The organism is Bradyrhizobium sp. R2.2-H, assembly GCF_004346455.1.
In the GTDB taxonomy this organism is placed as follows: domain Bacteria; phylum Pseudomonadota; class Alphaproteobacteria; order Rhizobiales; family Xanthobacteraceae; genus Bradyrhizobium; species Bradyrhizobium diversitatis.
Map to the genome: position 1 here is coordinate 701143 of NZ_SMBR01000001.1, position 19000 is coordinate 720142.

The window sequence follows — 19000 nt, forward strand, 5'->3', positions numbered from 1 at the left end:
GTGTCCCGTTTAATCGCGCACAGAATACTCGCAACGTAGATGAGAGAGCGGATGCGACACGAAAAACCCCCGTCCAGGCGACTGGCGGGGGCTTCGTAGGAACAGCCACGCCCTGGTTACAGGGTGGGGGTGTCAGATGGTAGGAACTGTACCGAAGAAGGCGATAACCTCACTCAGCAAGTAGTGGACGCGGGAAGAGGAAGTTGCTTTCCGAGCGGTAAGCCTCTTCGCCTTTTCCCATCGTCGGTAACTTTCTCCGCAGTACGTGTAACCGTACATCTCGTTTACTTGTCTCCGAGTCACTAGTCTGTCTGTCATTTCGAGCCGTCCTTTCTTTCGAGAGGGCGGGCCGAGTGACGCGCACACTGGCGTCTACTGTGCCAAGTGTAGGTAGTAGTGGCGGTGGGAGTCAACCGCCACATCTCGCACTCATGCAGTGCAGCAATCTACTCCTTTAGCAGTGACCTGAACCAGTTCTCATACTTCTCGACCGCCTCGGTCATCTCTGGAAGATAACCCCAAACGTCATAAATCTGCTCAACCTCATTCTGCACGGCGACATGGTTCACCAGTCGCTCGGCAATGTGCGGCGCGACCCGCAAGCGCCCAAGGTTGGTGCGGTAGGTTCTTCGGAGGTCGTGAAGCGTCCACGGCGCGATCTTGAGCAGCTTGTCGATGTTCTTCTTGCTCTGAGAAAAGCCAGTGAAGGGGTGCTGCCCCTCCCGTTCGGGGAATAGGTAGACCGAGTGGTTGCTCTTTTGGGACAGGATTGCACGAGCCATAGTCCCCAACGGTACGATGTGGTCGCGGCCGTTTTTCGTGATCGTGCCGGGCAGGTTCACCGTGTCGAGCTGAACCCACGAATTCTCGATCGCGGAGCATTCGCCGCGCCGGAAGCCTCGCAGGATCAGGAGCCGAACGATTGAGCCGAAGTGCCCGCCGTACTCGCCGGCAGCGTGCCAGACCGCTACCAGTTCGTCGTCGGTCAGCACTCGCTTGCGGCGCTTAGCTTTGGGGAGCTGTGCCCCGTCCAGCGGGGAGAAGGTCAGGTAGCGACGGCGGACGCACCATTTGAAGAACGTCTTACCGTAGGCGATGCAGTGGGATTGCTCAGTCGGGGTCTTTACCAGTGCATCCGTGATCGCATCCGTCATGTGGCTCGTAATGGCGTCCAGGCGCCGCTTGGCGAGCGTGGGGACGTAATAGCGGTCGAGCACGCGCGTGTAGTCTAATTGCGTCCGCGCCTTGAGGCGGGGGAGGTGGTGCTTCTTGAAGAGGGTGTAAGCATCCTCGAACGTGATGCGTTCGTGGTTGAGTTGGGTGGAGGCCAAGAGCTGCTTGCCCTTGGTCCTCGCTTCCGAAAGGGTCATGGCCGGGTAGTGGCCTACGCGGATGATGCGTCGGTCTGCTCCGCGCTGGACGATGAACGTAAGGCGGTTCTTTCCAACTCTGATGCCGAAGGCTGGCGTGCTTGCGTCGAAATGTTTGCCTATCGGGAGCTTCTTTATGCCTTGGTCTGTAAAAGCGATGCGCGACACTTTTTGACTCCCTGATCGGGTGTGACGGGGTGTTGGAACGTCTTCCAACATCTCGGCACAAAGTTCACGAAACCCCTTTAAATATAGGGTGAAACGCGAACTAGTCTACGTCGTATCGTTCCTCTTTCCAAGGGTCTCCGCGCTTATGATAGCCGCGGACTTCCCAGAAGCCCGGCGCGTCCTCGGTCAGGAATTCGATGGCCTGGAGCCATTTGGCGCTCTTCCAGAAATACAGATGCGGCACCACCAGCCGCACCGGGCCGCCATGCTCCTCGCTCAGGGGCTGGCCCGACCAGCTATGGGCGAGCAGCGCGTCCTCGGCGGCGAAGTCGTCCAGTGGGAGGTTGGTGGTGTAGCCGTCATAGGAATGCAGCACGACGAAGCGCGCATCCTCGCGCGGCCGGCAGGCCGCCAGCAGCTCACGCGTCGCGAGCCCGTCCCACTCGTTGTCATAGCGCGACCAGGTCGTCACGCAGTGAATGTCGGAGGTGAACCGGTCCTGCTTCTGCGCGATGAATTCGTCGAAGGTCCAGAACACGGGGCTCTCGACCGCACCGTAGACGTCGAGCCGCCAGCGTTCGCGCGACACCGGCGGCGTGACGCCGAGATCGAGCACTGGCCAATCCTTCGTGAGGTGCTGCCCCGGCGGCAGGCGCTGATCTTCCGGCCGGATCACCTTGCCGGTGAGGAAGCGGCCCTCGCGTGCCCATCTCTCCTTGGTGCGGGACAGCTTGCTGTCGGGCGGCGCCATGGCCGAGCTTCTCCGTCCTCAGGTTGGAGAGGCCTACATCGCCTTTCCCAGCAAAAATGGCAACTGCCGGGGGCCTCTCACCGTGCCCTGTGACCAGGTCACGGTGCCTGCCGGATCGAGCCGGAAGTCCGGAACTCGCTTCAGCCATTCCTCCAGCGCAACCTGCATCTCCATTCGCGCAAGGTTGGAACCGACGCAGCGATGAATGCCGAGGCCGAAGGCAGCGTGGCGGTTCTCGCGGCGGTCGATCACGACTTTGTCAGCGTCCGGAAACATCTTGGGGTCACGGTTCGCGGCCGGGAACGACAGCAGCACCATGTTGCCGGGCTTCACCGGACAACCCGAGACCGTGGTTTCCTTGACCACCTCACGCGCCATCGTCACCGGTGAATAGGCGCGCAGCAGCTCCTCCACCGCGGTCGGGATCAGTCCGGGCTCGGCGATCAGCCGCGCGCGGTCGGCCGGCGTCTTCGCAAGATGCCAGAGCGAGGAGCCGATCGCGCTCCAGGTGGTGTCGATGCCGGCGATCAGCAGCAGGCGCAGCGAGCCCAGCACATGGGAGTCTTCGAGCGGATTGCCTTGCTTGTCCCGGGCGTTCATCAGATAGGAGATCAGGTCCTCGGTGGGCTTGTTCTTGCGCGCTTCGATGTGGCCACTGAAATAGGCCGTCATCTCCTGCACGGCCTGGAGCAGCTTGCTCTCGTCCTTGATGCCGACCTCGAGGATCATGTGAATCCAGTTGATGAAAAGGTCGCTGTCGCTCTCGGGAATGCCGAGCATGTGCGCGATCGCTCGAACCGGGATGTATTTGCTGTAGCGTGCGGCGGCGTCGACCTTGCCGTCGGCGATGAACTCGTCGATCAGTTCGTTGCAGATGGCGCGAACCCGCGGTTCGAGCTTCTTCATCGCGTCCGGCGTGAAAGGCGGCAGCAGCAATTGCTTGGCCGGCTTGTGCTCGGGCGGGTCCGAGGTGATCGGCGGCGCCGCGTTCCTGGCGACTTCGGGGCGCACATCGCGGACGATGATGCGGCGTGAGGAGAAGTGCTGGGTGTCGTTGGCGATCTCGCGCACGGCTTCATAAGTCGTCGGCAGGTAGCAGCCGAGGAAGCGTTCCGTGTGCACCACGGGACTCGCGGCGCGCAGCTCGTCCCAGATCGGGAACGGGTCCTCCGTCCATTGCGGATCGGTGTGGTCGAAATCATGGACCCAGTCGGTCACGGGCGGATGGGCGATGGGCTGGTTGACGTCGGTCATGGCAGGGAATCCCTCGGCTCGTGTTCGCTGAAAGCACGCAGGTGGCCGCGCTACTCCTCGATCACATCGATTGCGATTTCCGGGCAGTTGGCTTTCGCAAGCCAGGCCTTGTCCTCGAGCCCCGGCGGGACGGCGCCATCGCCGGCTTCGTGCGCGTTGCCATATTCGTCGAGCTCGAAAAGCTCCGGCGCGAGGGCCTTGCAGCGGGCGTGGCCCTGGCATTTCTCCGGATCGACGTGAACCCTTAGTCGCTCTGACATTGCGGCTTCCTCGGTCGTGCGCGCGCGGGGCCCGAAGGGCGGCGCGTTCCTCATCTGGGATTGTTCTAAGTTATATCCTATTACATTCGCGGCGGGCTTCCCCTGTCAAGCGCAAACTCATAGGCTTCGACTCAACATGCGTTCACAATTCGCTCGCAAATCCGAGAAGACCTATCACCATGGCGATCTCCGCGACGCCTTGATCAAGGCCGCATTGCGCGAAGCGGAACGGGGCGGCGCCGAGGCGATCAGCATCAAGGCGCTTGCCAGGCAGCTCGGTGTTTCGCAGCCGGCGCCATACCGGCATTTCGCCGACCGCGAGGCGCTGCTCGCGGCGGTCACGGCGGAGGCGTTCCGGCAACTTACGGCGGTTCTGCGCGAGGCGATGGCGGAGCCGTCGAAGCAGTCAAAGCTCTCGCGACTCGCGCAAGCGACGCTCGATTTCGGTCTGCGCCGTAACGGTATCTACCGCTTGATGTTCGCCTCGCGCACCGTGTCCTGCGCGGCCAAGGGCAGCGAGCTGCACGAGGCGACGCGGGAGACCTTTGCGCTCGTGATCGAGGCGCTGGAGGCCCCGGCGGTCGGCTACTTGCGCGAGCGGCAGGCGCTCAAGATCTGGGCCGCGCTGCATGGGGTGGTGATGCTGGCCGAGCAGGGCCTGTTCACCGGCGAGGCGGCGCATGCCACGCGCGAGGAATTGGTCGAGGATTTCGTCAATGAGACGAAGGCTGCGCTCGCGGTCGCGATCAAGGATGCGCGGCGCCGGACAAAGGCCGGCGCCTAAGCCTTGGCCTTCAGCAGCCTCATCAGCTTGTCGACGGCACTGTCCGGCGTCGTCACGACCGGGCGGCCGGTGGCCTCTGCAACCAGCGGCGCAGTCGCGGCGATGCTGAATTGCGCGAGCGCGATGACGTCGCAATCGCGCAAATCGCGAGATGCTTCCGCGATCAGCCGGTCGTGCGTGGCACGGTCGCCGCGATCGAGCGCGGCCAGCGCGCCCTCGGCCAGTTTCGGCACGATCTGGACGGAGGCAGGGAACTCGGGCGGCATCGAGGCCAGCGTCGGAGGAAAGCTCGAGAGCAGGCCGATGCGCTCACCCATGGTTACGGCACGTTCGATCATGGCCTCGTTCGGCTTCAGCACCGGCATCGAAGCATATGCGCGCGCGACCGCCTCGATGCAGGGGCCGAACGCGGAACAAGTGAACAAAATTCCATCCGCCGCCGTCGCCGCTGCGTAATCGCCCAGCGCGAGGAAGCGCTCGGTCATGGCCTCGGTGAGCGCGCCGTCGCGCGCCAGATCCGCAGACAGGCTGTCGTCGAGCAGGTTCATCAGTCGCGCCTCAGGCCACACCGTCGCGAACGCCGCCTCGATCGGGGCGATGGAGTGCTTGAGGGCGTGGATGAGGGCGATGCGAGGCGGCGTCGTCATCAGGTATATGTCAGTTCTTCACTTTCGGATCGATCGGGGTCGTGCCGCGCAGGTCCAGAATATCCTCCAGCACCTTCGCGCCGGCGATCACCTGTGCGTCGGCCCGCGGTGCGCCGACGACCTGCACGCCGACCGGCAGGCCCGACGCCGTGAAGCCGCACGGCAGCGACAGCGCAGGACAGCAGGCGAGCGTGATGGCGTAGACGATGCCGAGCCACTCGACGTAATTGTCGAATCTCTTGCCGGCGCATTCGGCGACATAGCGGTGTTCGATCGGGAAGGGCGGCACGATCGTCGTCGGCACCAGCAGGAGATCGTAGGACTTGAAGAACTCGACCGCCCGCGCAGTCATGCCGACGCGCTGCGCCTCGGCGCGCGCGAGCTGATCGACCGTGAGCTTGAGGCCTTCCTCGATGTTCCAGATCACCTCGGGCTTGAGCATGTCGCGCTTGGTGCGCAGCAGGTTGGCCTTGGTGATCGCGAAATCGAACGCGCGCAGCACGTGGAAGCATTCATGCGCCTCGCGCCAGTCCGGATGCGCCTCCTCCACGATCGCGCCGGCTTCCGCGAAGCGCTCCGCGGCCTTGCGTGTGATCGCCTTCACTTCTGGATCGACCGGCGTGATGCCAAGGTCGGGTGAATAGGCGATGCGCTTCGGCTTCTTGCCCTGTGCCGCCGAAAGAAACGAGGTCGTCGGCGCCGGCAGCGACAGCGGATCGTCCGCATAGTCGCCGCTCATGGCGTCCAGCAGCAGCGCGAGATCCTCGACGTTGCGCGCCATCGGGCCGACCACGCCGAGATTGCGATCGATACCTGACTTCGGGGTATGCGCGACACGGCCGATGCTCGGCCGCATGCCGACGACGCCGCAGAACGCCGCCGGGCTGCGCAAGGATCCGCCCATGTCGGAGCCCTGGGCGAGCCAGGCCATGCCGGTCGCAAGCGCCACGGCCGCGCCGCCGGAGGAACCCGCTGCCGATTTCGTCGTATCCCAGGGATTGAGGGTCGCACCGAACAGCTCGTTGAAGGTGTTGGCGCCGGCGCCGAATTCCGGCGTGTTGGATTTGGCGTAGACCACCGCGCCGTTCGCCTCGAGGTTCTCGACCATGAGGTCGGACTGCGCGGGGATGTTGTCCCTGAAAATCGGCGAGCCCTGCGTGTTCAACACGCCCGCGACGTCGGTGAGATCCTTGATCGGCACCGGCAGCCCTGCGAGCAGCCCGCGCGCCCCGGCCGGCTTCTGCATCAGCGCCTTGGCGCTATCCCGTGCGCGATCGAAGCACAGTATCGGCAGCGCGTTCACCTTGCCGTCGACCTCACCGATGCGCTTCTCCAGCTCATCCAGGAGCTCGAGTGGCGAGACGTCGCCGGAGCGCAGCTTGTCGACGACGGCGCATGCGGTTTCGCGGATCAGGTCTTGAGACAATTAGTTTACTCCTACCTCTTGATTGTCATTCCGGGGCGCCCGAAGGGCGAACCCGGAATCTCGAGGTTCCGGGTTCGATGCTTTGCATCGTCCCGGAACGACGTGAGCAATTAACCCCACCCCGCGCTGATACCGCCGTCCACCGTATATATCACGCCCGACGTATAGCCGGAGCGATCCGACGCCACGAACGCCATGAGGTCGCCGATCTCGCGCGCATGCGCAGGGCGGCCGAGCGGCAGGGTCTTCTGGAACTCCTTGTAGCGGCTCTCGTCGCCGAACTGGTGCTTGGCCCGCGTCTTGAGCAGGGTGACGTGGCGATCGGTGCCGACGGGACCGGGATTGATGCCGACGACGCGGATGTTGTCGGCGAGGCTCTTGCCGCCGAGCGCGCGCGTGAACGCCATCAGCGCGGCGTTGCCGGCGCTGCCGCAAATGTAGTTGGCGTCGAATTTTTCGCCGGCCGCGCCGATGTCATTGACGATGACGCCGCCGCCCCTGGCCTTCATCTGCGCATAGATGTGCCGCGTCAGGTTGATGTAGCCGAACACTTTCAATTCCCAGGCGTGCCGCCAGATCGCCTCGTCGATCTTGTCGATCGAGCCGCCGGGGATATCGCCGGCATTGTTGACGAGCACGTCGATGTCGGCGGCTTCTTTCGCCAGCCGCGCCACGTCCTCCTCCTTGCGCAGATCGACGATGCTCGTTGCGGCGTCGATCTGGTGTGCGGAGCGCAGCCGGTCGGCCAGCGCCTTCAGCGCCTCGCCATTGCGGGCGGCGAGCAGGAGATGCGCGCCTTCCTCGGCAAACGCCTCGGCGGCGGCTGCGCCAATGCCCTTGGACGCGCCGGTGATCAGGACGCGCTTGCCACGCAGATGCAGATCCATGGGAGTACTCGCGGGATAGGAACAGGATCAAACCAGTAGGCGCTCGGCCGCGCCATGGTCAACATTGCAGTGCAGCGTTGCACCATCAGCGACTTTGGTCCATTGCAGTGCGGTCAAAACGCGGCGGCTGCCGGACCAACCAAGGACGTTCTCGATGAGCAAGAAACAATACCGGATCGCGGTCATTCCCGGCGACGGCATCGGCAAGGAAGTCATGCCGGAGGGCCTGCGCGTTCTGGAGGCGGCGGCGAAGAAGCACGGCGTCTCCGTGCATTTCGACCATTTCGATTTCTCGTCCTGGGACTATTACGAGAAGCACGGCCAGATGATGCCCGATGACTGGAAGGAGAAGATCGGCAAGCACGATGCGATCTATTTCGGCGCGGTCGGCTGGCCGGCCAAGATCCCGGATCACGTCTCGCTGTGGGGCTCGCTGATCAAGTTCCGCCGCGAGTTCGACCAGTACGTGAACCTTCGCCCGGTGCGCCTGATGCCCGGCGTGCCGTCGCCGCTGGCGGGCCGCAAGCCCGGCGACATCGATTTCTGGGTGGTGCGCGAGAACACCGAAGGCGAATATTCCTCGGTCGGCGGCCGCATGTTCCCGGACACCGACCGCGAGTTCGTGACACAGCAGACGGTGATGACCCGCACCGGCGTCGATCGCATCCTGAAATTCGCCTTCGAGCTCGCGCAGTCGCGGCCGAAGAAGCACCTGACCTCGGCGACCAAGTCGAACGGCATCTCGATCACCATGCCCTATTGGGACGAGCGCGTGGAGGCGATGGCCAAGAAGTTTCCGGGCGTGAAGTGGGACAAGTACCACATCGACATTCTTACGGCGAACTTCGTGCTGCATCCGGACTGGTTCGACGTCGTGGTCGGCTCGAACCTGTTCGGCGACATCCTCTCCGATCTCGGGCCGGCCTGCACCGGCACCATCGGCATCGCTCCGTCCGGCAACATCAACCCCGAGGGCGATTTCCCCTCGGTGTTCGAGCCGGTACACGGCTCGGCGCCCGATATCGCAGGCCAGGGCATCGCCAACCCGATCGGCATGATCTGGTCGGGCGCCATGATGTTCGAGCATCTCGGAGAGAAGGAAGCAGGAAAATCGATCGTCGACGCAATCGAGCGCACGCTGGCCGAACGCACGTTGCGGACGAAGGATCTCGGCGGCAATGCCGACACGACCGCCTGCGGCAAGGCGGTCGCGGATATGGTGGATTGACGGGCGACTTTCCCTCTCCCCTTGTGGGACCTTGTGGGAGAGGGTGGCTCGCCGCGGAGCGGCGAGACGGGTGAGGGGTCTGCTTCCGCGAAGACAGACCTCCATCACTGCACGATTGCTCGCGGTGAGAACCCCTCATCCGGCGCTTCGCGCCACCTTCTCCCACAAGGGGAGAAGGAAGGAGCGCATTGCGCGTCGAGCCGTTCAGCCCACGATCTTCTCGATCGCCGCCTGGTCCAGCCCGAACTTCTTCCCGGCCTCGAGAATCTCCTGCCAGGTGGTCGGGTCGACCGGAATGCCTTCGGCGAGGCGCTTCTTCTTGGTCTCGCGCTCTGGCTCGCCCGCGATCTTGACCTTGTCAACGCCGGGGCCGGGCGGCGAGGCCGTGTGCCAGGCCACGAAGCTCTCGACTTCGCGCGCGAGGTTCTCGCCGGTGCCGAGCTTGCCCGGGTCGATGACGATCGAGAGCATGCCGTTGAGGACGTTGTGCTTGCCGTCGGACGGGCCCTTGACCACCTGCCCGCCTGAGAGCGCGCCGCCGAGGATTTCGCACACCAGCGCGAGCCCCGAGCCCTTATGCTCGCCGAACGGCAGGATGGCGCCGTACGGCGGGATCACGGTGTAGCGCGGATTGACGGTGGGTTTGCCTTCATTGTCGATGATGGTACCGGGCTCGAGTTCGACGCCCTTGTTGTGGGCCACGCGGGTCTTGCCCTGCGCGATCCTGCTGGTGGCGAAGTCGAGCACGATCGGCTCCTTGCCCCTGCGCGGGATGCCGACGCAGAACGGGTTGGTGCCGTGGCGAGCATCGCTGCCGCCCCAGGGCGCCACGATCGGCCGCGAGATCACGTTGACGAAATGGATCGAGACCAGCCCATGGTCGATGCACTGCTCGGCCCAGTGACCGATGCGGCCGATGTGGTGCGCGTTGGAAAGGCCGACGAGGCACACGCCGTTGCGCTTTGCGCGCTCGGCCGCCAGTTCCATCGCTTCATGGCCGATCACTTGGCCATAGCCCGTGACGCCGTCGAGGGTGAGAAGCGGGCCGGTGTCGAGCACGATCTTGACGTGCTGGTTCACGGCGAGGCCGCCATTCGTGACGCTCTGGACATAGCGTGGGATCATGCCGACGCCGTGGGAGTCATGTCCCTTGAGATTGGCCTCGACGAGATTGGTGGACACGAGCTCGGCCTCGCGGTCCGAGGAGCCGCCGGCTTTGACGATGGCGCGGACGGCGCTGGTGAGCGCTTCCGCCTGGATGGTGCGATAGTCAGCCATTTGTTGTGCTCTTATCCCTTCACGATCCGGCGGCAGTGGACCCAGGCCGCTTCAATCAGGTTCTCGCTCGCCTCCGGCGTGCGGAAGGCCGAATGCGCCGACAGCGTCACGTTCGGCAGTTTCGTCAGCGGATGATCGCCGGGGAGCGGCTCCGTGTTGAAGACGTCGAGGCCGGCATGGCGGATGTGGCCGGACTTCAGCGCGTCGATCATGGCGGCTTCGTCGACGATCGCAGCGCGGGCAGTATTGACGAGGATGACACCACGTTTCATCGCGAAGATCTTGTCGCGCGTGATCATGCCGCGGGTTTCGTCGTTGAGCAGCAGATGCAGCGACACGACGTCGCTCTTCGCCAGCACCGTATCGAGATCGGTGAATTCGACACCGGGATAGCTCTTCGGCGAGCGATTCCAGGCGATCACCTTCATGCCGCCTCCCGTGGCAATGCGCGCAATTTCCGCGGCGATGCCGCCGAACCCGATCAGGCCGAGCGTCTTGCTGGTGAGCTGCATGCCGTCCTCGCGCAGCCAGTTGCCGGCCCGCATCTCGCGGTCCATCATCGCGATGACGCGGGCGGAGGCCCACATCAGTGCGATCGCGCATTCGGCCACTGCCGTGTCGCCATATCCCTTGATCAGATGCACGGAGATGCCGAGCTCGGCGAGTTCCTCCGGGTTCATGTAGCTGCGCGCGCCGGTGCCGAGGAACACGACGTGCTTCAGCCCCGTGCATTTCCTCGCCACTTCGGTGGGAAGCGCGGTGTGGTCCACGATCGCGATCTCGGCGCCGTCGAGGATTTCCGGGTATTGCTCGGGCTTGATGTCGGGGTCCCTGTGGATCAGCACCTTGGGATCCCCGGGTTTCTCCAGCCGCTCCATGATCACGGCGAGGGCTTCATTGGCGTCGACGAAAACTCCGCGCATGGCTCTCTCCGATCAGGACGCGACGCCGGCAATCGCCAGCACGGTGTGCATGAGCACGTTGGTGCCCGCAGCGCAGTCGGTCTGCGTGGCGTCCTCCAGCTCGTTGTGACTGATGCCATCCTTGCAGGGGACGAACACCATCGCCGCCGGCATGACGGTGTTGAGGTTGCAGGCATCATGGCCGGCGCCGGAGGTGATGCGGCGAGAGGAGTAGCCCAGCGTCTTCGCGGCGTTCTCGACCGCCGCGATCAGCTTCGGATCGAAATGCGTCGGCGGCTTGCGCCAGACGAGATCGATCTTGACCTCGACCTTGCGGCGCGCGGCGATCTCGGCGATCGCCGCACGCAGATCGCGATCGAGCGCATCCATGATGGCGCCATCGGCACTGCGGCAGTCCATGGTGAAGGCGATCTCGCCGGGAATGACGTTACGCGAGGGATTGGCGATCACGGCCTCGCCGATGGTGCCGACGGCGTTCGGTCCGTGCTTCTTCGCAATCGACTCCATCGCCAGCACGATTTCGGACAAGGTCGCCAGCGCATCGCGCCGCAGCGGCATCGGCGTGGAGCCCGCATGGCTCTCGAACCCAGAAATCTTGCCGTCATACCAGAGCACGCCCTGGCCGGAATCGACCACGCCGATGGTCTTGGCTTCCGCTTCCAGAATGGGACCCTGCTCGATGTGCAGTTCGACGAAGCATCCGAGCTTCTGGAAGCCGACCGGCTTGTCGCCGCGATAGCCGATGCCGTCGAGCGCCTGACCGACGGTGATGCCTTCGGCGTCTTTGCGCGACAGAATGTCGTCGGTGGTGAAGTCGCCGACATAGGCGGCGGAGGCCATCATCGCAGGTGCGAAGCGCGATCCTTCCTCGTTGGTCCAGTTGACGACGCAGATCGGAGCCTCGGTCTCGATGCCGGCGTCGTTCAGCGTCCGGATCACCTCCAGCGCGCCGAGCGTCCCCAGGATGCCGTCATATTTGCCGCCGGTCGGCTGGGTATCGAGATGCGAGCCGATGCCGACGGGCAGCTTCGACATGTCGCGGCCCTTGCGCAGGCCGAACTGTGATCCGAGCGCGTCGACGTGGACGTCCAGTCCGGCATCCTCGCAGGCCTTGCGGAACCAGTCGCGCACCTGCTTGTCTTCCGCGCTCAGTGTCAGCCGCCGCACGCCGCCCTTGGCGGTCGCGCCGAACTGTGCGGTCTCGTGGATGGAGCCCCAGAGGCGGGCGGAATCGATTTGCAGATTGGTGGCGGCTCGGCTCATGCGGTCAGTCTCTCAGTTGTCATTCCGGGGCGGCTCGAAGAGCCGAACTATGGTGCGCTCTTGCGCACCTGAGAATCTCGAGATTCCGGGTCTGGTGCTGCGCACCATCCCGGAATGACGTTGAAGGTTGTCCGGCGCTTTTTCAATGACGCGCCTGCGCGGGCGCGTCAACCGCGAGGCTGCTCTGCGCAATCTGCCTTGCCAGCTCGGCGACGCGCTCCACGGCGACGACGTCGGGCGAGGCGAGCCAGCTCGCCGTGAAGGTCAGCGGCGCGATGGCGAGATCGGTGTCGAGCAGTTGCAGCCGTCCGTCGGCGAGCTCGTTCTCGACGATGGCGTCGGGGATCACGGCGATGCCGAGTCCCTCGACCGCCATGTGGATGACGGTCGCCAGCGAGGCGGAGGCATGCAGGCGGATCGGCGGCAGCTCCGGCCGGTCGAACACCTCGCGCACGACCTCGTAGGGCTTGGTCTTGCGCGGGAAGGTGATGATCGGAAACCGCGCGAGCTCCGCCGGCGTCACCGGCCCCTTGCCGAGCCCGAGCGAGGGGCTTGCGAGGAATCCGATCGGATAATCGGCGAGCACACGATTGTGCACGCCGGAAGCCGACAGCGGCCCGACGACGAAGGCGAGCTCGATTTCCTGCGCGAGCAGGCGCGCGGTGAGGTTCGGCGTGATGTCGACCTCGATCTCCAGCGACAGGTTCGGATAGACCTGGTTCACGCTTTTCACGAGACGAGGCAGCCAGGTGTGCACGATGGTCTCGGCGACACCGAGGCGCATCACGCCGCGCATCGCCGACCGGTCGCCGATCTCCGCCATCATCGCGGCACGCAGACCGATCAGCTTCTCGGCGTAGACCATCATCTGCCGGCCGCTCGGTGTCGGCGAGGCGATGCGATGATCGCGATTCAGGAGCTTCACGCCCATCTCGCGCTCGAGCTGTGCAATGCGCTGCGAGATCGCCGGCTGGGTGGTGTTAAGTCGTTGGGCGGCGCCACGGAAGCTGCCGAGCTTCACAACCCAGAGGAACGTCTCGATCGACCTGAAGTCCAGCATTGGAAGGATGTTCCCGATCGATAAATTGAATTTATCGAGATTGATTAGAAACGACGATTAGACTTTATAGCACGCTTGGTGTTGGCTTGTCTTTGTCGAGTTTCTAGGCAGGTCGATCACATGACTGTTTTGGTGGCAGCGCAGCAAACTGAAACAACCGACTCCCTTCCGAGCCGCAAGGCCCGGCTGGCCTACCGCGCGGGGCTGGTCGCCTCCACCGCCGGCGTCGCTCCGGGTTTTGTCCAGGGCAATCTTGCGATCCTGCCTGCCGAATATGCCGGCGCCTTTCACCGCTTCTGCCAGCTCAATCCGAAGCCATGCCCGATCATCGGCATGTCCGATGTCGGCAGCCCGCACATCCCGTCCCTCGGCGCCGATCTCGATATCCGCACCGACGTGCCGCGCTACCGCGTCTGGCGCGACGGCGAGGTCGTGGACGAGCCGACCGATGTGACGAAGTATTGGCGCGACGATCTCGTGACCTTCGTGCTCGGTTGCTCCTTCTCGTTCGAAGAAGCGCTGCTCGAGGAGGGCATGCCGATCCGCCACATCGAGCAGAATGTGCGCGTGCCGATGTACCGCACCAACATCGCCTGCGGCGAGGCCGGGCCGTTCGCCGGTCCGATGGTCGTCTCGATGCGCCCGTTCAAGCCGGCCGATGCGATCCGCGCGGTGCAGATCACCTCGCGTTATCCCGCCGTGCACGGAGCACCCGTGCATCTCGGCCATCCGCATCTGATCGGCATCAAGGACATTGCCAAGCCCGACTACGGCGATCCGGTGCCGGTCGCCGCCGACGAGATTCCGGTGTTCTGGGCCTGCGGGGTGACGCCGCAATCGGTGATCAATGCCGCAAAACTCCCGTTCGCCATCACGCATTCGCCCGGCCTCATGCTGGTGACGGATCTGAAGAACAGAACCATGGCCGTGATTTAGTAGGCAGCGCCTGCTGCTTCTTCAGGCTTTACCGCATCTCTCAATCGCTTCATTCGATCAGCCGAAATTCAGTAACAGGGGACTTTGCCATGACGATCACTCGCCGCGACGTGTTGTTGGGAGCCACCGCCACTGCCGCTCTCGTGCCGCTGGCAGCGCGCGCACAGACCTCGGAAGTCGTGATCGGCGTGATCTATCCGTTTTCCGGCGGCAGCGCGCAGCAGGGCGTCGACGCGCAGAAGGCCTATGAGACTGCGCTCGAAGTCATCAACAAGAAAACCGATTTCGACCTGCCGCTGGCGAAAGGCGAGGGCCTGCCGGGTCTCGGCGGCGCGAAGATCCGTCTCGTGTTCGCCGATCACCAGGCCGATCCGCAGAAGGGGCGCGCCGAGGCCGAGCGTCTGATCACGCAGGAGAAGGTCTGCGCCATCATCGGCACCTACCAGAGCGCCGTCGCCGTCACCGTCAGCCAGATCTGCGAACGCTATCAGGTCCCGTTCGTGTCCGCCGACAATTCCTCGCCCAGCCTGCATCGCCGCGGCCTGAAATATTACTTCCGTGCTGCGCCGCATGACGAGATGTACTCGGCCGCGATGTTCGATTTCTTCGATGCCATGAAGAAGAAGGGCACCAAGATCGAGACGCTGTCGCTGTTCCACGAGGACACCATCTTCGGCACCGACTCCGGCAATGCCCAGACCAAGATCGCCGGCGAGCGCGGCTACAAGATCGTCACCGACATCAAGTACCGCGCCAACTCGCCCTCGCTCTCGGCCGAGGTGCAGCAGCTCAAGACCGCCAATGCCGACGTGCTGATGCCGTCGAGCTACACCACCGACGGCATTCTCCTGGTCAAGACCATGGCCGAGCTCGGCTACAAGCCGAATGCGATCGTGGCGCAGGACGCCGGCTTCTCCGAGAAGGCACTCTATGATGCCGTCGGCGACAAGCTCGAAGGCGTGATCTCGCGCGGCACCTTCTCGCTCGACCTCGCGAAGAAGCGCCCGATGGTCGGCAAGATCAACGACATGTTCAAGGCGAAGTCCGGCAAGGATTTCAACGATCTCACCTCGCGCCAGTTCATGGGCCTGATCATCCTCGCCGACGCCATCAACCGGGCCAAGTCGACCGACGGCGAGAAGATCCGCGACGCGCTGGCTGCCACCGACATCCCGGGCGATCAGACCATCATGCCCTGGAAGCGCGTCAAGTTCGACGAGATGGGCCAGAACAACGACGCCGACCCGGTGCTGTTGCAATATGTCGGCGGCAAGTTCGTCACCATCTTCCCGCCGCAGGCCGCGATCGCCGAGGCGATCTGGCCGATGAAGTAAGAGTAGGAAGCGGGAGCTCAGATGTAGCTCCCGCCCTCATCCTGAGGAGCGGGCGCAGCCCGCGTCTCGAAGGACGAGGGCTGGGCCATCCTTCGAGACGCGCGCTGATGCGCGCCCCTCGGGATGAGGATCTATTTCGGGGGACAGACTTTTGACAGCCCAAGCCATAATCCAAAGTCTCGCGAGCGGCCTCCTCATGGGCCTGCTCTACGGACTGATCGCGGTCGGCCTCGCGCTGATCTTCGGCCTGATGGACGTCACGAACTTCGCCCATGGCGAGTTCCTGATGCTCGCGATGTACCTGTCCTTCTTTCTGTTCGCGTTCTTCGCCATCGACCCCTTGCTGTCGGCGCCCCTGGTCGCCGCGGCGTTGTTCGTTTTCGGAGCGGTGATCTACCTGCTCATTGTTCGCTTCGCCATGCGAGCCAAGGCCAATGCCGGCATGGTGCAGATCTTCACCACCTTCGGCCTCGCCATCGTGATGCGCGGGCTCGCGCAATACTTCTTCACGCCGGACTATCGCAGCATTCCGCAGTCCTGGCTCGGCGGCAAGACCATCTCGATCGGCGGCATCTTCCTGCCGGAGCCGCAGCTGGTCGGTGCGCTGGTGTCGATTGCGGCCTTCGCCGGACTCTACTTCTTCATCCACCGCACCGATTTCGGCCGCGCGATCGAAGCGACCCGCGAGGATCCCGGTGCAGTCGCGCTCGTCGGCATCGACAAGAACCGCGTGTTCGCCTTCGGCTGGGGCCTCGGCGCCGCGCTGGTCGGTCTCGCCGGCGCGATCATGGCGGTGTTCTTCTACATCTACCCCGATGTCGGCGCGTCCTTCGCGCTGATCGCCTATGTCACGGTGGCGCTGGGCGGCTTCGGCAGCGTGTTCGGGGCCTTCGCCGGCGGCATCATCGTCGGCCTCGTCGAGGCGGTCACGGCCTTGGTGCTGCCGCCGTCGCTGAAATCGGTCGGCATCTACGCCGTCTATCTGCTCGTCGTCTTCATCCGGCCGCGCGGCCTGTTCGGGTCGATGTGATGGACAAGAATTTTGCAGCGCGGCGCCGCCGCGACCTCATCATCGCCGCAGGACTGGCCGGGATTGCCGCACTGGCGCCGCTGTTCGTCAAGGACGTCTACGTCCAGAACATCCTGATCCTGACGCTGATGTACGCAGCGCTGTCGCAGAGCTGGAACATCCTGTCCGGCTATTGCGGACAGATCTCGCTTGGACACGCGCTCTATTTCGGCATCGGCGCCTACACCACCGAGCTGCTGTTCACCAAGTTCGGCGTGCTGCCCTGGTTCGGCATGCTCGGCGGCGGCGTGATCGCCGCGCTGATCGCGATGGGGCTCGGCTATCCCTTCTTTCGCCTGCGCGGCCATTACTTCGTGATCGCGACCATCGTCATCGCCGAGATCGGTCTGCTCCTGTTCCAGAACTGGGAATGGGCGGGAGCCGCGATGGGCATCACCATTCCGATCCGCGGCGACAGCTGGCTGAAATTCCAGTTCCTGCGCACTAAACTGCCATACTTCTATTTCGCGCTGGGGCTGTGCTGCCTCGCCTGGTTCGTCACCTGGTGGCTGGAAGATTCCAAATGGGGCTTCTGGTGGCGTGCGGTGAAGGACAATCCCGAAGCGGCCGAAAGCCTCGGCGTCGTCGTGTTCAATTCCAAGATGGGCGCGGCCGCCGTCTCCGCCTTCCTGGTCGCCATTGGCGGCGCCTTCTATGCGCAGTTTCTCGCCTATATTGATCCTGAAAGCGTGATGGGCTTCCAGTTCTCGCTGCTGATGGCGCTGCCGGCCGTGCTCGGCGGCATCGGCACCCTCTGGGGCCCGGTGTTGGGGGCCGCCATCCTGATCCCGATGACGGAGCTGACGCGCTCCTATATCGGCGGCTCCGGGCGCGGCGTCGATCTCATCGTCTACGGCACGCTGATCGTGCTGATCTCGCTGGCCCTGCCGCAAGGTCTGGTGAGCCTGTTCTCCCGTTCGAAGGCAAAGGGAGCAACGCGATGACGGCGCTCCTTGAAACCCGCGGCGTCTGGCAGCGCTTTGGCGGCCTCATCGCCAACAGCGACGTGTCGATCTCGGTCGGCCGCGGCGAGATCGTCGGCCTGATCGGCCCGAACGGCGCCGGCAAGTCGACCCTGTTCAATCTCATCGCGGGCGTGCTGCCGCCGACCCAAGGCTCGATTCTATTCGACGGCAAGGATGTCACCCGCATGCCGGCGGCCGAGCGCTGTCAGCGCGGGATCGGCCGAACCTTCCAGGTCGTCAAGAGCTTCGAGACCATGACTGTCATCGACAACGTCATCGTCGGTGCACTCGTGCGCAACACCGTGATGCGCGAGGCGCGCCGCAAGGCCCATGAGGTGCTGGAATTCACCGGCCTTGCCGCGCGCGCCGACGTGCTCGCCAGCGACCTCGTGCCGGCCGAGAAGCGCCGTCTCGAAGTTGCCCGTGCGCTCGCGACCGAACCGAAGCTGCTGCTGCTCGATGAAGTTCTCACCGGGCTCACGCCGACCGAAGCGCAGACCGGTGTGGCGCTGGTGCGCAAGGTGCGCGATGCCGGCATCACCGTGCTGATGGTCGAGCACGTCATGGAGATCGTGATGCCGCTGGTCGACCGGGCCATCGTGCTCGACCTCGGCAAGGTGCTGGTCGAGGGCAAGCCCGCCGACGTCGTCCGCGATCCCAAGGTGATCAGCGCATATCTGGGAGATCGTCATGCTGTCGGTGCGTGAAGTCACGACGGCCTATCAGGGCCTCGTCGCGATCTCCGCGGTCTCGATCGAGGTCCAGAAGGGCGAGATCGTCTGCGTCGCCGGGGCCAACGGCGCGGGCAAGTCGACGTTGCTGAAATCCATCGCCGGTGCCGAGCGTCCGCGCTCGGGCACGGTGACGTTCGACGGCAAGCGCATCGACGGCATGGCGCAGCACCACATCACCGCGACAGGTATCGCCTACGTGCCGGAGAACCGCCGCCTGTTTCCACGGCTGTCGGTGCGCGACAATCTTCGCCTCGGCAGCTACCTCTACCGTGGCGAAGCCAACCGCGAAGAGCCGCTCGATCTCGTCTTCAAGCTGTTCCCGCGTCTCCAAGAACGTCTCGAGCAGCGCGCCGAAACGCTGTCCGGCGGTGAGCAGCAGATGCTCGCCATCGGCCGCGCGCTGATGACCCGTCCTCGGCTGCTGATGCTCGACGAGCCCTCGCAGGGCATCATGCCGAAGCTGGTTGACGAGATTTTCCAGGCGGTGAAGCTCATCCGCGACTCCGGCATGACCGTCCTCATCGTCGAGCAACGCATGGCCGAGTGCCTGGAGATCGCCGACCGCGCCTACATCCTGCAAACCGGCCGCGTGCTGATGCAGGGCGCCGCAAGCGAAATCAAGGGCAATCCGGACGTGAGGAAAGCGTATCTGGGGCTGTAGGC

General features: G+C 64.2%; 19 protein-coding genes. 8 read left to right on the top strand and 11 right to left on the bottom strand.

Annotated elements, in window-relative coordinates; genetic code table 11:
• Positions 1-446: 446 nt before the first annotated feature.
• From EDE08_RS03365 to EDE08_RS03380, 4 genes are all read right to left on the bottom strand, one after another.
• The gene (locus EDE08_RS03365) at positions 447-1538 is read right to left on the bottom strand and encodes a tyrosine-type recombinase/integrase (protein WP_165935669.1); all 1092 of its coding nucleotides are present in this window, start codon (positions 1536-1538) and stop codon (positions 447-449) included.
• Between the two features lie 100 nt (positions 1539-1638).
• On the bottom strand, positions 1639-2289 hold the full coding sequence (locus tag EDE08_RS03370) for a sulfite oxidase-like oxidoreductase (protein WP_131867142.1): 651 nt from the start codon (positions 2287-2289) through the stop codon (positions 1639-1641).
• A 33-nt stretch (positions 2290-2322) separates the two neighbouring features.
• On the bottom strand, positions 2323-3543 hold the full coding sequence (locus tag EDE08_RS03375; RefSeq protein ID WP_131867143.1) for a cytochrome P450: 1221 nt from the start codon (positions 3541-3543) through the stop codon (positions 2323-2325).
• Positions 3544-3593: 50 nt separating this feature from the next.
• Positions 3594-3803, bottom strand: coding sequence for a ferredoxin (locus tag EDE08_RS03380; RefSeq protein WP_028178369.1), 210 nt, complete (start codon positions 3801-3803; stop codon positions 3594-3596).
• Between the two features lie 136 nt (positions 3804-3939).
• On the opposite strand from EDE08_RS03380, the gene EDE08_RS03385 reads away from it, so the two are divergent.
• Positions 3940-4587: a TetR/AcrR family transcriptional regulator gene (locus EDE08_RS03385; protein ID WP_061878162.1), complete on the top strand. Its 648-nt coding sequence runs from the start codon at positions 3940-3942 to the stop codon at positions 4585-4587.
• Here the strand turns inward: EDE08_RS03385 and EDE08_RS03390 are convergent.
• The 3 genes from EDE08_RS03390 to EDE08_RS03400 form a co-directional block, all read right to left on the bottom strand.
• A complete protein-coding gene (locus EDE08_RS03390; RefSeq protein WP_131867144.1) occupies positions 4584-5234 on the bottom strand; it encodes an aspartate/glutamate racemase family protein in 651 nt (216 codons plus the stop codon). The genes EDE08_RS03385 and EDE08_RS03390 overlap by 4 nt on opposite strands.
• 10 nt (positions 5235-5244) lie before the next feature.
• On the bottom strand, positions 5245-6660 hold the full coding sequence (locus tag EDE08_RS03395) for an amidase (RefSeq protein WP_131867145.1): 1416 nt from the start codon (positions 6658-6660) through the stop codon (positions 5245-5247).
• A 110-nt stretch (positions 6661-6770) separates the two neighbouring features.
• Positions 6771-7547, bottom strand: a complete 777-nt coding sequence (locus EDE08_RS03400; protein WP_131867146.1) for an SDR family oxidoreductase — start codon at positions 7545-7547, stop codon at positions 6771-6773.
• Positions 7548-7701: 154 nt separating this feature from the next.
• Here EDE08_RS03400 and EDE08_RS03405 point away from each other — a divergent pair, with 154 nt between their 5' ends.
• Positions 7702-8775: a tartrate dehydrogenase gene (locus EDE08_RS03405; protein WP_131867147.1), complete on the top strand. Its 1074-nt coding sequence runs from the start codon at positions 7702-7704 to the stop codon at positions 8773-8775.
• Between the two features lie 204 nt (positions 8776-8979).
• On the opposite strand, the gene EDE08_RS03410 is transcribed toward EDE08_RS03405, so the two are convergent.
• The 4 genes from EDE08_RS03410 to EDE08_RS03425 form a co-directional block, all read right to left on the bottom strand.
• The gene (locus tag EDE08_RS03410; protein WP_131867148.1) at positions 8980-10053 is read right to left on the bottom strand and encodes a malate/lactate/ureidoglycolate dehydrogenase; all 1074 of its coding nucleotides are present in this window, start codon (positions 10051-10053) and stop codon (positions 8980-8982) included.
• Between the two features lie 11 nt (positions 10054-10064).
• The gene (locus EDE08_RS03415; RefSeq protein WP_131867149.1) at positions 10065-10976 is read right to left on the bottom strand and encodes an NAD(P)-dependent oxidoreductase; all 912 of its coding nucleotides are present in this window, start codon (positions 10974-10976) and stop codon (positions 10065-10067) included.
• A gap of 12 nt (positions 10977-10988) precedes the next feature.
• Entirely contained in the window at positions 10989-12239 is a 1251-nt protein-coding gene (locus tag EDE08_RS03420) for a Zn-dependent hydrolase (protein ID WP_131867151.1), read from the bottom strand.
• A gap of 142 nt (positions 12240-12381) precedes the next feature.
• Positions 12382-13299: a LysR family transcriptional regulator gene (locus EDE08_RS03425; RefSeq protein WP_061878154.1), complete on the bottom strand. Its 918-nt coding sequence runs from the start codon at positions 13297-13299 to the stop codon at positions 12382-12384.
• A gap of 120 nt (positions 13300-13419) precedes the next feature.
• Between EDE08_RS03425 and EDE08_RS03430 the strand changes: the two genes are divergently transcribed.
• The 6 genes from EDE08_RS03430 (at position 13420) to EDE08_RS03455 (ending at position 18998) form a co-directional block, all read left to right on the top strand.
• Positions 13420-14235 carry a putative hydro-lyase gene (locus EDE08_RS03430; protein WP_131867153.1) on the top strand — a complete coding sequence of 272 codons (816 nt, stop codon included), beginning with the start codon at positions 13420-13422 and terminating at the stop codon, positions 14233-14235.
• An 89-nt stretch (positions 14236-14324) separates the two neighbouring features.
• Entirely contained in the window at positions 14325-15569 is a 1245-nt protein-coding gene (locus tag EDE08_RS03435; protein WP_131867155.1) for an ABC transporter substrate-binding protein, read from the top strand.
• A 196-nt stretch (positions 15570-15765) separates the two neighbouring features.
• A complete protein-coding gene (locus EDE08_RS03440) occupies positions 15766-16599 on the top strand; it encodes a branched-chain amino acid ABC transporter permease (protein WP_245524680.1) in 834 nt (277 codons plus the stop codon).
• On the top strand, positions 16599-17582 hold the full coding sequence (locus EDE08_RS03445) for a branched-chain amino acid ABC transporter permease (RefSeq protein WP_131867159.1): 984 nt from the start codon (positions 16599-16601) through the stop codon (positions 17580-17582). Before EDE08_RS03440 ends, EDE08_RS03445 begins: the two co-directional genes overlap by 1 nt.
• A complete protein-coding gene (locus EDE08_RS03450) occupies positions 17579-18310 on the top strand; it encodes an ABC transporter ATP-binding protein (RefSeq protein WP_131867161.1) in 732 nt (243 codons plus the stop codon). The genes EDE08_RS03445 and EDE08_RS03450 overlap by 4 nt, the downstream gene beginning before the upstream one ends.
• Positions 18294-18998, top strand: coding sequence for an ABC transporter ATP-binding protein (locus EDE08_RS03455; protein ID WP_131867163.1), 705 nt, complete (start codon positions 18294-18296; stop codon positions 18996-18998). Before EDE08_RS03450 ends, EDE08_RS03455 begins: the two co-directional genes overlap by 17 nt.
• Positions 18999-19000: the final 2 nt, after the last annotated feature.